Genomic DNA, 16,946 nt, shown 5'->3' with positions numbered 1-16,946 from the left:
AGGGTTTCTGCGCCGAGACCGGTGGCGCGATCACGCTGTTCATGGCCACTGTCGGCGGGATCCCGGTATCGTCCACCCACACCATCACCGGCGCGATCGTCGGCGTCGGCGCGGCGCGGCGCCTGTCGGCGGTGCGCTGGAACGTGGCCGGCTCGATCGTCATCGCCTGGTTCCTGACGCTGCCGGCGGCGGGGCTGGTCTCGGCCGCCACCTACTTTGTGGTGAGCCTGCTCTAGCCTAAGCGAGCGACATGAGGACCATCATCGATCCGCCCGGCGCGCTGGAGCCGGGCCTTGCCGCGGTCCGCGCGGAGTTCAGCGTCCCTGCGAGCTTTTCACCGGAAGTGATTGCGGCAGCTGCACAAGCGGTGATCCGCACGCCGAGCGAACACGTCGATCGCACCGACCGCCACTTCGTCACGCTCGACCCCGCCACCTCGACCGACCTCGACCAAGCGTTCGCGATCCATCGGTCGGGCAACGACCTGGTGCTTCATTACGCCATTGCGGATGTGGCGTGGTTCGTTCGCGATGGCGATCCGCTCGACCGGGAGGCCTGGCGGCGTGGCGAGACGTTGTACCTGCCCGACGGCAGGGCCGGCCTTTACCCGCCCGCGCTGAGGGAGGACGCCGCCAGCCTGCTGCCGACCGGACCACGCCCGGCGGTGATCTTCACCGTCCGCGTCGCGCCCGACGGTGGGGTGCGGCTCGACGGAGCCGAACGCGCCCTGATCCGCAGCCGCGCCAAACTGGCCTATGATCGCGTCACCGAAGCGGACCTGCCGCCGGGCTTCGCCGATCTCCACGCCCGCATCGCGGCGGCCGAGGAGCGGCGCGGCGCGTCGCGGATCGACCCGCCCGCGCAGGAGGTGTCACGCGCCGATAATGATACTTACGCTCTATCCTTCACGCCAAGACTGAAGTCTGAGGCGCAGAATGCGGCACTGTCGCTGGCGACCAACATGGCGGTCGCCGATGCGCTGGTGGCCGCGGGGACTGGCCTGTTCCGCGTCATGCCTGCGCCGGATGATCGTGCTGTCGCCCGGCTGCGCCACACCGCCGCCGCGCTGGGCCTTGCCTGGCCGGCCGAACAGTCGCTCGACTTATTCGCGCGCTCGTTGAGCGGTGCCGAGCCCGCGCCTGCCGCCTTTATGCTCGGCTTGCGCCGCGCCAGCCCGGGCGCCGGTTATGCGCCATTTCAGCCGGGGGAGCGCCCGTGGCACGCCGCCGTGGCAGCGACCTATGCACACGCCACTGCGCCGTTGCGCCGGCTGGCGGACCGTTACGTCGTGCAGGCTGCGCTCGCCGTCGCCAACGGCCGCCCGGTTCCCGAACCCGTCGCACAAGCCTTTGAGCGCCTGCCGCCGGTCATGGCGCGCGCGGATGCGGTCGCCGGCCGCATCAACCGCGCGGTGATCGACCTTGCCGAAGCGGTCGTGCTCGCGCCGCGGGTGGGCGAACGCTTCGGCGCGGTGGTCATCGACGCCGACGACGACGGCGCCCGCATCCAGTTGTGCGACATTGCCGTCGCGGCGCGGCTGCCGCAACGCGGTCTGCGGCCGGGTCAGGCGGTGGAGGTGATCTTGGCCGCGGTCGATCCGATCAAGCGGCGGATCAGCTTTGCGCCGTCAGATGGGTCGGACCAGCGCCAGTAGCGCGAAGGTCGCGAGCCAGTGCCCGCCCATGTAATCGTCGTCGAGATGCGGCAGGGCGGCACGCAGGTGCCGATCCGTCGCTTCGTTCATCCGCGCACACGCCGCGTGCCCCCGGCCCGAGTTCCCCCCCGCGAGCACCAGCGCGAAGGCGATGTTGCCATGAGCGCCCGTCCGTACCGGGTAGCTCAGCTTGGGCAGGAACAGCCGAAAACGTAACGCAAACGCGCGCGCCAGCGGCTCCAGCGCCGCACCCCAGCCCGCTTCATGCCGCGCCGCCTCGCTATGCAGCGCCAGCGCCCATGCCCAGCCGTACGGTCGCTCGAAGCCAGCCGTGCCCGGTCGATCGAGATAGGCGACCTCGCCCGCGACCTTCTCGACCCTCAGCATCTCGTCGGCACGCGCGCGGATCTCGGCAGCCTCCGGCAGATCGGGGAACAGCCGCGCGATCGTCAACAGCTGCCACCAGCCGTGCACGCACGATTGCCAGTCGAAGCTGCCGTGGAAGATCGGGTGCAGGGTCGACGGAAGAGTGACATCCTCCGGCCCGGTCAGCACCTGATCCCGCTTGTACGGGTACTCGCGACCGACATGCTCCAGCGTCAGTCGCGCGAAGCCCGCCGCAATCGGGGGGCAAGCGTCACGCGCGCGCCACCATCGACGCGCGCAGGGTTCGCTGCTTCGCAAACCGCCGAACATACGCCAACAATACCCTTGCGAGCGAACGGACGAACACGCGCGTCATGCCCATCGCCACCCAACATGAGCGCGGCGCCGTGCTCGGCGCAAGCACCGTCGCGGCAGCAGCGTGTGTGACCTGCTATTACCGGGTGCGATTTTCGGGCTGGTCGCGGAACGGTTCGGCTCGCATTGCCGTTCGTTGACGCTGGCAGCGGGGAGAGCAGGTTGAAGATCGTCATTTGGGGGCTGACGGTCAGCTCATCTTGGGGCAACGGGCACGCGACTTTGTGGCGTGGCTTGATCCGCTCACTGACGGCCCAGGGGCACCGGGTGACCTTCATCGAGAAGGACATGCCGTGGTATCGCGACGCGCGCGACCTGCGCGAACTGCCCGGCGGCAGACTGCTGATCTATGATCAGTGGCGCGATGTACTGAGCCACAAGCGCGATCTGCTGGATGCGGACGCGATGATCGTCACCTCCTATTGCGCGGACGCGATCGCCGCGACGCAGTTGATCGAGGAGGCGGGCAGGGGTGTTCGCGTCTTCTACGACCTCGATACGCCCGTGACGTTGGCCCGTTTGGCCGCGGGAGAGCCGGTCGAGTATCTGCCGCCCGACGGGCTGCGCAGCTTCGATCTAGTGCTAAGCTACACCGGGGGTCCGGCGCTGGCCGCGTTGCAACGCCGGCTCGGCGCCAGGCGAGTGCTGCCGTTGTACGGCCATGTCGATACCGACGCGCACCGCCCCGCGCCGCCTCAGGACATCTTCCGGGGTGACCTGTCCTACCTCGGCACCTTTGCCGACGATCGGCAGAATGTGCTCGAGCAGTTGTTTATCGAGCCCGCACGCGAGGCGCCCACTCAGCGGTTCGTGCTCGGCGGCTCGGGCTATCCGGCAGACTTTCCGTGGCAACCGAACATCTTCTTCATGCGCCACGTCGCTCCGGCCGATCACCCCGCCTTCTTCTGCTCGTCGCGCCTGACACTGAACGTCACCCGGCGCGACATGGCCGCGATGGGCTGGTGCCCGTCGGGCCGGCTGTTCGAGGCGGCGGCCTGTGGCGTGCCGATCGTATCTGATGATTGGGCCGGCCTCGACGCGTTCTTCACGGCCGGTGAAGAGATCCTGCTCGCCGACCGTGCCGATGAGGTTCTTGCGGCCCTGGACCTGTCCGATGCTGAGCTTCGCCGCATCGCGGGTGCCGCCCGAGCCCGCGTGATGGCCGAGCATAGCTCCGCCGCGCGGGCACAGGAACTGGTGGCACTGCTCGAACAGGCCTCGGCACCCGTGCCGGCCATCGTCTGATGTGGGGCATCATCCCGGCCGCGGGCAACGGCACGCGCATCCAGCCACTCGCCTTTTCCAAGGAACTGCTGCCGGTCGGCAGCTTTGTCGACGCGACCGGGGCCGAGCGGCCCAAGGCGGTCAGCGAATATCTGGTCGAACGGATGGTGGCGGGGGGCGCGACCCGAATTTGTTTCGTGATCTCGCCCACCAAGTCGGACATCGTGCGCTATTATGGCGGGGGCGTCGCCGGGGTGAACACGGCGTTCGTGGTGCAACCGCACGCGGCCGGCCTGTGCGACGCCATCTTCCGGGCCTGCCTGCTTGTCGGCGAGGACGAGCCGGTGCTGGTCGGCCTGCCCGACACGATCTGGTTCCCTACCGACGCGCTGGCGCGGCTTCCCGACGACCGGCTGAGTTTTCTGCTGTTCCCCGTCGACCGCCCCGAGCTGTTCGACGCGGTCGTACTCGACGAGCACGACCGGGTCACTGAAGTCCTGGTCAAAGAGCCCGGCGCGCGCTCGCGCTGGGTCTGGGGCGCGTTCAAGATGCCCGGTCACGTGTTGCACGAGCTGCACCGCCTGTGGCGGCAGCCGGAGCGCGGGGATGAGTATTTCGGCACGCTGGTCAACGCCTGGCTCGCGCTGGGCAACGAGGCGGTTGGGGTCAGGGCCGGAGAGTCCTACGTCGATGTCGGCACGCTGGGTGGATACCGCGAGGCTATCGCGCTGCTCGGGCGTTAAGCTGACCAGCCTGCCGCCGCGAGGCGTGCGAACAGGTCGGCTCGCAGATCCTCCAACCCCGCTGGCGTCCACGCCTCGACCCGCGCGGTCAGCTTCGCCTCGGTGCCGGACGCCCGCAGCAGCCACCAGCCTGCGTCCGTGGTGACGCGCAGTCCGTCGGTGCGATCCACCTCCACCTCCACCTCCCCCAGCCCCGCCGCGACTTTCGCCAGCACTGCCGGCTTGTCGGCGTCGGGGCAGGGCAGTCGCAGTTCGGGCGTGGCGAACGTCGGTGGCAGCGCGCGACGAAAGTCGCTCAGCGTCGCCTCGCTTCGTCCGAGCGCGGCGAGCAGTCGCACCGCGACATGCAGCGCGTCGTCGTTGCCGAACCAGCGGTCTGCGTAGAAGATGTGCCCGCTCATCTCCCCCGCCAGCGGCGCGCCGGCGCGCATCATCGCCTCGCGCACGAGCACATAACCCGATGGGGACAGCACCGCGTTGCCCCCAGCGGCCGCGATGCCGTCGAACAACACACGGCTGGACTTGACGTCGGCGATGATCGGCGCGCCGGGATGATCGCGCAGCACGTCGCGCGCGAGCAGCAGCAACAACTGGTCCGGCCAGACGATCTCGCCGTCCCCGTCAACCACGCCGATACGATCCCCGTCGCCGTCGAACGCGATGCCCAGGTCAAGGCGGTTCGCCACCACGAGCGCCTGCAATTGCGCGAGGTTTTCCGCGACCGAGGGATCGGGGTGGTGGGCAGGGAATGTGCCGTCGATCGTGCCGTTGATGACGTGGTGCTCGCCGGGCAAGAGCGCGACGAGTTGAGTCAGGATCGCACCGCTCGCGCCGTTGCCGGGATCCCACCCGACCCGCAGCGGAGCCGCTCCCGCCGCTGCTTTCAGCAACCGCGTCAGATACGCATCCGCGACCTGCTCGGACCGCACGCTGCCGCCATCATCTGCCGCAGCGTCACTGTCAATCAGCATGCGCAGCGCTTCACCGTGGACGGGCGTCGCGCCGATCACGATCTTGAACCCGTTTTGATCGACCGGATTGTGCGACCCCGTCACCATGATGCCCGCGTCGCAGTCATGGACCTCGACGGCGAAGTAGAGCATGCCCGTCGGCCCGAGCCCGATCGGCATCACGACGGCACCCCCCGCCGCCAGCCCCGCCACCAGCGCATCGGCCAACGCGGGCGAGGACTGTCGCCCATCATATCCGACCGCCACCTTAGACCCGCCCCGCTTTCGCACCGCGGCTGCGACGCGCAATCCCAGTGCCGAGGCGTCCCGATCGCACAGATCGGTGCCGACCACGCCGCGCAGGTCATAGCTGCGCACCAGCCGCGGATTGACGGGCAGGGACACAGACATCGGCATCACCGCCGCATCACTGCCAGGCCACGCGCCAACATCGCCCGCGCGGCGGGCCCGGTCGGGAAGCCGCGCCACCACTGGCGATAGGCGAAGCTGCCGACCACGACGCACATGCACAGATCCAGTGCCGCCACCGCCAGCGCGGCTCCCGTCGCACCCAGCGCCTGCGCTAGCGAGTATGTGCCCGCCACCGACGCGATGCCGATCAGCAGGTACGCCCAGACGAACGCGCCTTGCCGGCCGATCGCCAGCATCATCGCGGACAGCGGCGTCCACAGGCCACCGAGCGCCACTGTGAGCGCAATAGCCGGCATCAGCCCGCTTGGTGCGATGATCGCGCCACCCGTCCAGCGCGCCAGCAGCCAATCGCCAGCCAGGCCGATCAGCAGCGCGAAGGGCAGGGCAGCCAGCAGCGCCGCGCCGACCAGCGCGACCAGCATTCGCGCCTGTGCCGCCTGATCGGTGCGTGCGTGGGCAGCGGTGAACTCCGGCATGATCGCGTGGGTAAAGAGTTGGGTGGCCTGCAATCCGATCCGCGACAGCGTCCGCGCCGCGACAAAGGCCGGCGTTGCGATTGGACCCGCGGCCGCGCCCAGTGCCACGACGCTGCCCTGCAGCACCAGCGCCTGGCTGAGCGGGATCGTCACCACGCCCATCGCCGATCGCGCGAGCAGTTTGCGTTCAGCCGGATCGGCGCGCCCGAGCCCGAAACGCAGCCAGGGCTCCCGCCGTCGGAGCAGTATCCGCTGTCCGGTCACGCCCGCCACCCGACCCGTCAACATCGCCGCCGCGCCCGCGAGAGGCCCATGCCCGGCCACCACCACCGCCGCGAGGAGCGCGCTCTCCAGCAAGGTGACGTGCGCGGACGTGAAGGCGTACAGGGGGGCCAGCCGCACGCTGACATAGGCAGCACCCGCCAGCATGCTTTGGAATACTGCCAGCGCGTACAGCACGAGCAGCACGAGGATGATCCGCACCTCCGCGACGGGCAGAGCTGGATCGGCCGGCAACCAGCCGGCAGGCACGGCCCAGATCGTCAGCAGGGCTCCCGCCAAAACCACCACTGCCGCGATCGCCACGACCTGACACGCGGTCTGCAGCACGACCACCGCCTCGTCGCGCTTGTCGAGCGCCACCAGGCCGATCATGCGCAGGGTGGCGGCACCGCCAAAGCCCAGATCGGCGACCGCCAGGAAGCCGGGGATCGTCACCAGCAGCACCCAGCTGCCGTACAACGGCAAGCCCCAGTGCAGCACCAGCAGCGGCACCATCAGCAGCTGCACGCCCGCGATCAGCAGCTTGTCGTACAGGTTCGCCGCCACTCCCCAGGCGATGCGCCTACGGCTCATGCCGCAGCTCGCTGCTCGCCTGGCTGCGCCTGTCGCGTGCGGGAGGCGACGAGGTGCTCGGCGGTTGCCACGAAGCCGGCGAGCAGCGCGGGGCGGTGCCACCGTTCGGCCGCCCGCCGTGCTGCCGCTGCGCCCAATGCCGCGCGCTGCGCAGCGTCGTCGACCAGCGCCTCGATCGCCTGCGCCAGCGCGACCGCATCGCCGGGCGGCGTCGTGATGCCGCAGCCGCTCACCTCGGCGAACAGCCCGGTTCCCGGCGCGGCGGTGGCTATCACCGGTCGGCCGGAGCAGAGCATGTTGGCGAGCTTGGACGGCAGCACCAGGTCGGCGGCGTCGGGCAGCTGCGGGAGCAGGTGGACGCTCGCCAGCGCCAGCAGGTCTCCCATCCGCTCGGCGGGTTGCAGCGGATGGAGGTGGACGTTGGCCAGGCCGGCCGCCGCCTCCGCCAAGGCGGCGCGGTTGGGTCCGTCGCCGCAGATCACGAACGCGATGTCGGCGCGGTGGGCAAGTTCGCGGGCGGTGTCGATCAGCAGGCCGATGCCCTGTTTGGCGGCGATGTTACCGCTGTATAGGGCGACGTGTCGGTGCTGAAGTTTCCATTGCGCACGATAAGTTTGCGCGCCGTCGGCAGTCGGGGTCCAGGCGTCCTCGGCCCAGTTGCGCAGTTCGCGGACCCGGTCCGCGTCGACGCCCTTCGCGACCAGCTTCGCCACCATCTGAGGGCTGATGGTGGAGATCAGGTCGGCGCTCCGCAGCAGGCGGTTCTCGATCGCGAGCATGACGCGACTCAACCATCCACGACGCGCGATCAGCCCGGTCGCGAACGCCGCCTCGACCTCGAAGTCCTGCACGTGGATCCAAAACGGCGCGCGCGCGAGCTTCGCGGCGAGCCAGGCGACCGGCACCGACAGCAGCGACGGCGCGACCGCGAGCACGACATCCGGCCTTCGACGCGCGGCCGTCAGCGATGGCACCATCGCCGCCGCTGCGAAGCTGAGATGGTGGAGCAGCCGCTTGGCTCCGGTCGGATGGCGCGGGACGTAGATTGGGCAGCGCATGATGCGGACGCCGTGCTGGTCGGCACGTCGCCAGCCGGCCCCGAAGCCCGGATCGGTCCTCCATCCGGGATAGTAGGGCTTGGCCGTAATCACCTCGACCTCGCGCCCCGCAGCGATCAACGCGCCGGCGACCCCGGCCGTGTACGGCCCGATGCCGACCTGCTCGGGCGCGTAGTTCAACCCGACGATCAGCACCCTTCGAGCGAACGGCGCGGCGCCCTCAATACGCATTGCGGTGGAGCAGCACGGGCGCGGTACGAAGCAGGATGACGATGTCCTTCCAGATCGACCAGCTGCTGCGATATTCCAGGTCCGCCTGCAACCGGTTGGTCAGATCCACCCCGTCGGGCGTCGCGCCGCGAAAGCCGCGCACCTGCGCCAGGCCGGTCAGCCCCGGCTTGATCGCGTGGCGATGCCAGTAGCGCTTGTCCAGCTCCCAGAACAGCTGTTCGCCCGCGCGGCTGCCGACTGCATGCGGGCGCGGGCCGACCATGCTCATCTCGCCACGCAGCACGTTGAGCAGCTGCGGCAGCTCGTCCAGGCTGGTGGCGCGCAACACCGGGCCGATCCGTGTGAAGCGATCGTCGTTGCGCGCGGTGGAGCGGTGGCCAGCGGTGTCGCCGAGCGCAGCGTGCATGGTGCGGAATTTGAAAATCTCGAACTGCTGGTTGCGGCGCCCGACCCGCGGTTGCCGGAACAGCACCGGCCCCGGGCTGGTCAGCTTCACCGCCAGCGCGATCAGCGCGAACAGCGGTGCGAGGCAGAGCAGCAAAGTCGCCGCCACCGTCAGATCGAACGCTCGCTTGATCACGCGGTCGCGCAACAACAGCGGCACCTGCGCGACGATCACCGTGGGGTCGCCATGGTGACGCGCCATGCCGAGCGGGCGCAACGACGCCAGCTCGGGGGCGATCACTTCCGCCTGAACATTGGATCCCTGCAACGCGGCCGCCCATAGCAGGCGACGTTCGGGTGCGCAGGCGATCACCACCCGGTCGGCATGCTCGACCAGTCGGCCCAGTCGATCGAGAGCGGCGGGAGACTGACTGACTGGATCGAAGCCATCGGCGGCGTCGACGAACAAGGTGCATCCGGCGTCGGGATAGCCCGCGATACCATCGGCGATCACCACCACGTCATAGGCGCTGCCGCCCAGGATTGCGGTGGCGTTGCGCCCCAGGAACCATCGGGTGACGGCGAGGCCGACCGCCGCGAAGATCGCGGCCGCGACGAAGGTGACGCGCGACACCAGCGTGCCTGCCTTTAGCAGGAACAGGCCGATCACGGCCGCCGTCAGCGCGAGCGCCAGCGCCTTGACCCCACGCCGCACGCTTTCCCACGGCGCGAGCAGGACCGGCACGGCATAGGCATTGGCGATAAAGGCAGCGACCGCGAACAGCGGCAACGTCGCCACGAACAGGTGCATCGCCTGCATGTCGAAGGCATTGCCGAAGCGCAGCCCGCCGGCGGCGGCATGGGCGGCGAGCAGGACCGCGACATCGGCGGCGACCAGCAGCAGGTATAGTCGCAAGCGCAGGCGCGCCCGTGACGGACGCCAGCGCGTTTTTCCGCCCGGCATGACATCTCGCCCCGTTTTCGACAGTAGCTTTCCCAGCGGGCCGATCACTTCAGATTCCGGCGGCAGCGCATACAAGGCAACAGCAAGCGTGAAAGTTCTTTCAGTATTACAATGATTTGCGTCGGTCCCGCCTCGAGGAAGGGCTTTGGCGGAAGCCGGGGGCCAGTCCGCGGCGCGGCCGACTGGGCTCCGGCTTCCGCCGGGGAGGAAAATACCGCAGCGAGGGAAAACTTCTAAACCTCCGACGGCTGAAGCGATAGCTGGGACGGGACGAAACCTGCCGGACTCGCGATGGGTAGCCGCGGCTCAACCCTTCTCCGCAAAAATTTAGAGCGTAGGATCCCCTGTGGAGTGGCTTTGCACGCTGTGCGACATCGCTGCATCGGGGCGGGGAACGATCATGCTCAACACGACGATGCCGACGGCACGTGAGTCCGAACTGATCGAACCGCTGACGAGCGCCGCACTCTCACCGGGCACGCTCGCGCTGGCATCGTCCGCGCTGGCGCTCGCCGCGTGCGGAGGTGGAGGCGGGGGCAGCACTGTCGGCGGTGGTGCGAGCGGCGGTGTCACTCCGGCTCCCACGGCTCCGGTCGTGGTCGTGCCGGCGGCGGTGACGTCCGCTCAGGCGAGTCGCTTCCTCGCCCAGTCGACGATGGGCGCGACGGCGACCGGCATCCAGACGGTGATCGCACGCGGGTTCAGCGGCTGGGTGGACGATCAGCTGGCGATGCCGCGTGCGACGAGCCACTGGGACTGGCTGGGCACCAACGGCTACAATGTCGCCGCCAACATCAACAACGAGGCCGGTTTCGACGCCTCGATGTGGCGGCAGCTGATCTCCGCCGAGGACCAGCTGCGCCAGCGCGTGGGCATGGCGTTGCTCGACCTGCTGGTGGTCGGCATCGGCGGGGTGAACCTCAACTGGCGGCAGTTCGCGATGGCCGCCTATGTCGACGTGCTGCTGGACGGCGCGTTCGGCAATTATCGCCAGCTGATGGAAGGCATCACCTACAACGCGGCGATGGGATCGTTCCTGACGTTCCTCAACAACCGCAAGGCGAACGCGACGACCGGCGCGGTGCCCGACGAGAACTACGCGCGCGAGCTGATGCAGCTGTTCACGCTCGGGCTGCAGCAGCTCAACATGGATGGCAGCGTCAAGACCGGCGGCGGCGCTGCGTTGGAGACCTACACGCCTGCCGATGTGTCCGGACTGGCGCGCGTGTTCACCGGGCTCAACCTCGCCAGCGCGACCTCGACGACGCCCGATCGCTATCGTCTGCCGATGATCATGAACGCGGGGCAGCACGAGACGGGTGCCGCGACGTTTCTGGGCACCAGCGTCAGCGGCGAAGGCAACGCCGCGATCAAGGTCGCGCTCGACACGATCTTCGCGCACCCCAACGTACCCCCCTTCGTGTCGGCACAGCTGATCCAGCGGCTCGTCACCTCCAACCCGTCGCCCGGCTATGTCGGCCGTGTCGCCGCCGCCTTTGCCGACAATGGTGCCGGCGTACGCGGTGACATGAAGGCGGTGATCAGGGCGATCCTGCTCGACACCGAGGCGCGTAGCGACGCCGCGCTGATGTCGGCGACTGCCGGCAAGCTGCGCGAGCCGGTGATGCGGCTGACCGGCTGGGCACGCGCGTTCGGCGTCACCTCGCCGTCCAGCGCCTGGGCGATCGGCGACACGTCGTCGACCACGACGCGGCTCGGCCAGACGATGGGCCGCAGCCCGACCGTCTTCAACTTCTTCCGCCCCGGCTATTCCCCGCCCGCCAGCGCGATCAGCGCCGCCGGGCTGGTCGCGCCCGAGTTCCAGATCACCAACGAACAGACGGTCGTCGCTTACGTCAACTACATGTACGCGCTGGTGCTGAACGGCGCGGGCGACACCAAGGCGGATTACACCGGCATCCTCGCGAAGGCCGGTGACAGCCAGGCATTGGTCGACGAGGTCAATCTGGTCCTCGCCGCCAATCAGCTCTCCAGCGCGACCATCACGGCCATCAAGGCGGCGGTGGACAGCATCGCCGTGACGGCCACCAACGCGAGCCAGAACCGCGCCCAGGCCGCCATACTCCTGACGCTCGCGTCGCCCGATTTCCTGACGGTGAAATAAGCATGAGCTGCTTCGAGCATGACCAGAGCCGCCGTGCCTTTCTGAAGCGCTCGGGCGCGCTGGGGCTGGCCGGCGTCGCGACGCCGTTCGCCACCTCGCTGGGCGCGATCGGCGAGGCGGCGGCGGCGACCGCGACCGATTACAAGGCGCTGGTGTGCATCTTCCTGTACGGCGGCAACGACTATGCCAACACGCTGCCGCCCTATGACCAGGCGAGCTATGCCGCCTATGCTGCGGCGCGCCAGAACATCGCGCTGAACCGCGACGCGCTAGCCGCGACGGTGTTGACCCCGAGCAACAATCTGGGCGGACGGCAATACGCGCTGGCGCCCAATCTCGCGCCGCTGCTGCCGATCTTCAACGCGGGCAAGCTCGCGTCCGTCCTCAACTTGGGCACGTTGGTGCAGCCGACCACCAAGGCGCAATACCAGGCGAACTCGGTCCGCCTGCCGCCCAAGCTGTTCAGCCACAACGATCAGCAAAGCTATTTCCAGGCGTCGAACCCCGAGGGCGCGATATCGGGCTGGGGCGGGCGGATCGGCGACGTGTTCCAGAACGGCAACGGCACCGCGTCGCTGACCTGCATCAACGCGAGCGGCAATGCGGTGTACCTGACGGGGCGCTCCGCGCTGCAATATTCGATCGGCACCGGCGGCCCGATCGCGCTGCTCTCGAACAGCACGACGCTGTTCGGATCGTCGACCGTCGCGAGCACGTTGCGCTCGCTGATGACGGGCAATGCCGCGCACCTGTTCGCGGGCGAGCATGCCAGGGTGAGCAAGCGCGCGCTCGACACCTATACGCAGGTCACCGGCGCGCTGGCGAGCGCACCGGCGGCGAACTTCACGCTGTTTCCGGCTGGAAACAATCTTGCCGACCAGCTCAGGATGGTCGCGCGGATGATCTCCGTCTCCGCCGAACTCGGCGCGAAGCGGCAGGTGTTCCTCGTCAGCCAGGGCGGGCACGACCTGCACGACAACCTCGTCGCGCAGCATCCCAATCTGATGACCGGCCTCGGCAACGCGATGCGCGCCTTCTACGACACCACCGTCCAGTTGGGGGTGTCGGATCGCGTGACGACCTTCACCGGCTCCGATTTCGGCCGCACCTTGCTGTCCAACGACGATGGTTCGGACCATGGCTGGGGCTCGATGCACTTCGTGATGGGTGGCGCAGTCAAGGGGCAGCGCATCTATGGCACGCCGCCCGCGATCGGCAACGGCACGGCGGACGATGTCGGGCAGGGACGGCTGCTGCCGACCACGTCCGTCGATCAATATGCCGCCACGCTGGCGAGCTGGTTCGGGGTGCCGGCGGGCGAACTGCCGACGGTGCTGCCCAACATCGGCAACTACAATCCGAGCAGCTGGAATCTCGGTTTCGTCTGAAGCGGAACGACGCGGCATCGCGGGCCGGTTCAGTGAGCGACCATCAGGAGCCCGCTCATGCCCACCCCCGTCCGCTTCAGCCCGTCGGTTCAGATTAGCGAGGAACCTCTTGGTCTCCGGCGCGCCGAAGATCGGGCCGTACTGCAAGCGATCGCGGCGGGGCTGACCGCGCTGACCGGCACGCACGTCCACACCAGCGGCCAGCCCGACGCGGTGCGTGAGGCGATGAACAAGGCGCCGAGCGCGCATGGCGGCACCTGCGAGCTGCGCGTCCAGCTCGCCGTCGATCTGGAGAAACAGCCGGTCGAGGACGCGACGGTCGAACGGAAGGAGGCGGAGACTCCCTTCGTCACCGTCGCGACGCTGGACGTTTCACCGCAGCCGGCCTGGACGCCCACCGAAAGCCACAGGACGGAGGATTCACTGGCGTTCAACATCTCGCACGGCCTTGCCGCGCACCAGCCGCTCGGGATCATCATCCCCGCGCGGCGCGAGACCCATGTCAGTTCGGCGCAGCGCCGCGGCCAGGTGAACGGCTGTCCGATGCACGAGCCGACTGCGCTGGCGGAGGTGCCTTGAGAGTGGCAGCCGTGAACCGGTCCCGCTAAGCGCATGGCATGACCAAGCTCTTTCACGTCAGCGATGTCCATTTCGGCGCCGAGGACCCCGACGCGATCGAGTGGTTCGCCGATTGCGTCGCTAGCGAAAAGCCGGACGCGGTGGTGATGACCGGCGACCTCACCATGCGGGCGCTGACGTCGGAGTTCGAGGCTGGCGCGGCCTGGCTGGGCAAGCTGGGCGTGCCGGTGACGGTGGAGATCGGCAATCACGACGTGCCCTATTATTCCGACTTCGTTCGCCGGATCCTCAACCCCTATGCGCGCTATGCGGCGATCGAGCGGTTGCTGGAGAAGCCGCTGGCGGTGCCCGGCGTCACGGTGGTGCCGCTGAAGACCGTCTCGCGACTGCAATGGCGCGTCGATCAGTCAAAGGGCCGCGTCGGCCGCCGATCGCTCGCGGCCGCGCTGCGGACGATCGCCGACGCCCCGCGCGACCACCTGATCCTGGTCGCCGCGCACCACCCGCTGCTCGACCTGGGGCTGACCGAGGCGGCGCGCACGCATGGGGGTGCGGAGGCGCTGGAAAGGCTCGCCGCCGCCGGGGCCGACGCGGTTCTGACCGGGCACGTCCACTACCCGTTCGATACGCCGATCGAGCGCGCGGGCCGGACGGTGCGGCTGATCGGGGCCGGCACGCTGTCGAAACGGCTCCGCCACAGCCCGCCGGCCTTTAACGAGATCCGGGCGGAGGGGCGGCATTTCGAGACGATCTCGCGCACCATGTCGTCCGCGCCCAAGGAGGTGCTCGGCGAGGGCAGGGCGGATACGCCCGTCTGACCGGAGACGACCGAACGCGGCTTGCGCCGGAGCGCGGGGCGCATCATGGCTCGCGCGCAAACAGTATCGGGGTAGAAGTGAGCGAAGAGATCGGCACCGGCCAGCCCGAGCAGCGCGACAGTCGGCTGAAGCCGATCACCGACGGCGAATGGGCCGGCTGGTCGCAATGGCAGAGCGACGCGTTCGAGCAGCGCGCGGGACCATTCTTTGAGCGGTTCGAGGACGGGCAGGGGGTCACCGCGTTCCGCGCCGGGCAGGAGCATATGAACGGCGGCGGCTTCATGCATGGCGGCTGCCTGTTGACCTTCGCCGACTCCGCGCTGTTCACGATCGCGCGGCCGGCGATGGAGGGGCAGTTCGGCGTCACGGTGAACCTGTCGGGCGACTTCCTCGCCGCGGCGCGCGTCGGTCAGTTCGTTGAGGCCCGCGGCGAAATCACGCGCGCGGCGCGGTCGCTGCTGTTCGTGCGCGGGCTGGTGACCGCCGATCGCGAGCCGGTGCTGAGCTTTACCGGTATCATCAAGAAGGTGGCGCGGCGCTGACGACGGCGCCGGTCTTTCATGGCCTGCTGTTCGTCGAGCCCGGCGAGCGTCACGCCAATCTTCCTGCGGGCGCTGATCCACTCAATGCCTATGCGCGCTGCGCCGCCGCCTGTGCGCGCTCCGTGACGGCGCAAGGGTACGAGTTCCGCCTCATCACCAACGCCGATGACCTATTGCGCGCGCGCTTTGCCGCGCTTGGCGTGCCTTCGCCCGAGTTGGTTAAGCACCATTTCACGCGCGTCATCCCGCCGATGCCCTTTCGCGCGGCACACAGAAAGTTAGAGCTGTTCGCTGCCTTTGCCACTGGGGCGTTCGGGCCAGCGGTGGCGCTGATCGACATAGACACGCTGCTGCTGAGAGGCTGGCCGTTCGCGATCGAACCCGGCGTGCTGCTGGGTTATGACATCGGCCCGCACACGACGCCCGCTGTCATCGCGAACGATCTGTCCTGGGCGGGAGTCGCCGGCACGACCCGCTGGTGGGGCGGCGAGTTCCTGGCCGGGGATGCGGCCGCCTTTCGCCCACTTGCCAAAGCGGTGGAACGGCTTTGGCCCCGCTACCTCGCCGCCGTGCCGACGCTTTGCCATGTCGGCGACGAGACGATGACGACCGCTGCGCTGGCTGCGCTGACGGTGCGGGACGTTGGCGGAGAAGGGGTGCAGCGGTGGTGGAGCTCGCGCACGAAGGTCCGTCAGCAGGCGTCATCGCGCGAGGCGTTGACAGCAGCACTGGTGCACCTGCCCGCCGACAAGGCGATACTCGGTCGCTACGCCGATCCTGCTGTGTCGCTGGATGGGTTTCCCTCCGCCTATCGCCGCCATGTCGCCGCGAAGCTGCCCGTGAGGCTTCTGGCCGGGGTGGCGGATCGCCTACGCGGGCGACCCATACAATATCTACCTCGGCTTGGCCGATAGCCGCTTACCTGGGCTTGGGTCGATGCCCAAGGCACCATTCACCGCCATGATCTTCCGCAAAAAACGAATTCCCACCTGCTGGCTCGGGCGCCGGTCCGGCTTCTTGCGCCAGTCATGACCATCGTCGGGCGAATGGCGACATTCCCTACAAGCCGATTGTCCGCGGTTGCACCGTTCCGGCCAGGCGACCTGATCCGCTTTGGTGACGGCCCTACCCGCCACCGGGTTCGGTCTGGGAGGTTGTGGCGTGCGAGGCACCCGGTCCTTATCGCGATTGCGACCTCCGGCCTCATGCCCCGGTACGTGAGGATCGCGCGCGGCCGTTCATGATGTCGACGTACGAGAAGGCGATGACGATGGCGGCGCGCGTCGCGCCCAAGCTAGCCGCTGGCGCCGATCTCGGCCGGGGGCAACCGACCGGCGCCGCCGTGGCGCCCTCGCTCCGGTCGACGAGCGCGGCCGCGCAGCCGGAAGGCGGGAGCTGCCCACGCTCGCCCTATGGCGACCCCGTGTCCGAAGCGCGTGCGGCGTCGGCGGCGCTGTTCCGGCAGACGGTCACCGACAGCATCACGATGGCCGCCTACGCCCCCCAATTGGCGCGGCGTCCGCTTGTCCGGCTTCAGCGTCGGCGCGCCGGTCCGCAACGCTGTCGGCAATCGGCCTGGCGTGGGTGCCTCCCGCGTCGACAATGGTGCCCCACCGGGCGTGAGGGTGTACCCGGTGTCGACCACCATGAGCGTGTGCGAGGGCGCGCCGGCGGGCAGCTCCGGCTGGCGTACCCTGCAGAAGAAGTATCTCTGCTTCGTCAGCGCCAACAATGAATGGACCTGCGGCGCGAGCAGCTAGGCACGGGTCACTTCACGCGAAG

Annotated in this window: 16 protein-coding genes; 11 read left to right on the top strand and 5 right to left on the bottom strand. The window is 68.8% G+C overall.

The features are described from left to right. Together JWN21_RS05385 and JWN21_RS05380 are read left to right on the top strand one after the other, a co-directional pair. A partial coding sequence (locus JWN21_RS05385) for an inorganic phosphate transporter (RefSeq protein WP_299647028.1) occupies nt 1–236 on the top strand: 236 nt, incomplete at its 5' end. Between the two features lie 14 nt (nt 237–250). Beyond that, nucleotides 251–1,654 (top strand): RNB domain-containing ribonuclease, encoded by a 1,404-nt coding sequence (locus tag JWN21_RS05380; protein ID WP_299647026.1) that lies wholly within the window; start codon nt 251–253, stop codon nt 1,652–1,654. On the opposite strand, the gene JWN21_RS05375 is transcribed toward JWN21_RS05380, so the two are convergent. Then, nucleotides 1,628–2,350, bottom strand: coding sequence for a DUF2891 family protein (locus tag JWN21_RS05375; protein ID WP_299647024.1), 723 nt, complete (start codon nt 2,348–2,350; stop codon nt 1,628–1,630). The genes JWN21_RS05380 and JWN21_RS05375 overlap by 27 nt on opposite strands. Nucleotides 2,351–2,557: 207 nt before the next feature. On the opposite strand from JWN21_RS05375, the gene JWN21_RS05370 reads away from it, so the two are divergent. After that, on the top strand, nt 2,558–3,640 hold the full coding sequence (locus JWN21_RS05370) for a glycosyltransferase (protein WP_299647022.1): 1,083 nt from the start codon (nt 2,558–2,560) through the stop codon (nt 3,638–3,640). Beyond that, nucleotides 3,640–4,362 (top strand): sugar phosphate nucleotidyltransferase, encoded by a 723-nt coding sequence (locus JWN21_RS05365; protein WP_299647020.1) that lies wholly within the window; start codon nt 3,640–3,642, stop codon nt 4,360–4,362. Before JWN21_RS05370 ends, JWN21_RS05365 begins: the two co-directional genes overlap by 1 nt. Here the strand turns inward: JWN21_RS05365 and JWN21_RS05360 are convergent. From JWN21_RS05360 to JWN21_RS05345, 4 genes are read right to left on the bottom strand one after another with little or no spacing between them, the layout of a single operon-like run. Next, on the bottom strand, nt 4,359–5,723 hold the full coding sequence (locus tag JWN21_RS05360) for a phosphomannomutase/phosphoglucomutase (RefSeq protein WP_367182914.1): 1,365 nt from the start codon (nt 5,721–5,723) through the stop codon (nt 4,359–4,361). The two genes, JWN21_RS05365 and JWN21_RS05360, sit on opposite strands and share 4 nt — an antisense overlap. 5 nt (nt 5,724–5,728) lie before the next feature. Beyond that, on the bottom strand, nt 5,729–7,075 hold the full coding sequence (locus JWN21_RS05355; protein ID WP_299647018.1) for a hypothetical protein: 1,347 nt from the start codon (nt 7,073–7,075) through the stop codon (nt 5,729–5,731). Continuing rightward, a complete protein-coding gene (locus tag JWN21_RS05350) occupies nt 7,072–8,364 on the bottom strand; it encodes a WcaI family glycosyltransferase (RefSeq protein WP_299647016.1) in 1,293 nt (430 codons plus the stop codon). Before JWN21_RS05350 ends, JWN21_RS05355 begins: the two co-directional genes overlap by 4 nt. Next, nucleotides 8,354–9,664 (bottom strand): exopolysaccharide biosynthesis polyprenyl glycosylphosphotransferase, encoded by a 1,311-nt coding sequence (locus JWN21_RS05345; protein ID WP_299647014.1) that lies wholly within the window; start codon nt 9,662–9,664, stop codon nt 8,354–8,356. The genes JWN21_RS05350 and JWN21_RS05345 overlap by 11 nt, the downstream gene beginning before the upstream one ends. Before the next feature lie 394 nt (nt 9,665–10,058). Here JWN21_RS05345 and JWN21_RS05340 point away from each other — a divergent pair, with 394 nt between their 5' ends. The 7 genes from JWN21_RS05340 (at nt 10,059) to JWN21_RS05310 (ending at nt 16,924) form a co-directional block, all read left to right on the top strand. Then, nucleotides 10,059–11,837 carry a DUF1800 domain-containing protein gene (locus JWN21_RS05340; RefSeq protein WP_299647012.1) on the top strand — a complete coding sequence of 593 codons (1,779 nt, stop codon included), beginning with the start codon at nt 10,059–10,061 and terminating at the stop codon, nt 11,835–11,837. A 2-nt stretch (nt 11,838–11,839) separates the two neighbouring features. Beyond that, nucleotides 11,840–13,225 carry a DUF1501 domain-containing protein gene (locus JWN21_RS05335; RefSeq protein WP_299647010.1) on the top strand — a complete coding sequence of 462 codons (1,386 nt, stop codon included), beginning with the start codon at nt 11,840–11,842 and terminating at the stop codon, nt 13,223–13,225. A 57-nt stretch (nt 13,226–13,282) separates the two neighbouring features. After that, entirely contained in the window at nt 13,283–13,804 is a 522-nt protein-coding gene (locus tag JWN21_RS05330; protein ID WP_299647008.1) for a hypothetical protein, read from the top strand. 38 nt (nt 13,805–13,842) lie between these two features. Further along, nucleotides 13,843–14,622: a metallophosphoesterase gene (locus JWN21_RS05325; protein WP_299647006.1), complete on the top strand. Its 780-nt coding sequence runs from the start codon at nt 13,843–13,845 to the stop codon at nt 14,620–14,622. Nucleotides 14,623–14,699: 77 nt separating this feature from the next. Then, nucleotides 14,700–15,164: a PaaI family thioesterase gene (locus JWN21_RS05320; protein ID WP_299647004.1), complete on the top strand. Its 465-nt coding sequence runs from the start codon at nt 14,700–14,702 to the stop codon at nt 15,162–15,164. Nucleotides 15,165–15,286: 122 nt separating this feature from the next. Then, a complete protein-coding gene (locus JWN21_RS05315; RefSeq protein ID WP_299647002.1) occupies nt 15,287–16,078 on the top strand; it encodes a hypothetical protein in 792 nt (263 codons plus the stop codon). Nucleotides 16,079–16,687: 609 nt separating this feature from the next. Further along, on the top strand, nt 16,688–16,924 hold the full coding sequence (locus JWN21_RS05310; RefSeq protein ID WP_299647000.1) for a hypothetical protein: 237 nt from the start codon (nt 16,688–16,690) through the stop codon (nt 16,922–16,924). Nucleotides 16,925–16,946: the final 22 nt, after the last annotated feature.

Source organism: Sphingomonas bacterium (assembly GCF_028292945.1).
GTDB lineage: Bacteria > Pseudomonadota > Alphaproteobacteria > Sphingomonadales > Sphingomonadaceae > Sphingomonas.
Note: the sequence above shows the minus strand (reverse complement) of the source record. Positions and strands in the feature narration are given on the sequence as shown.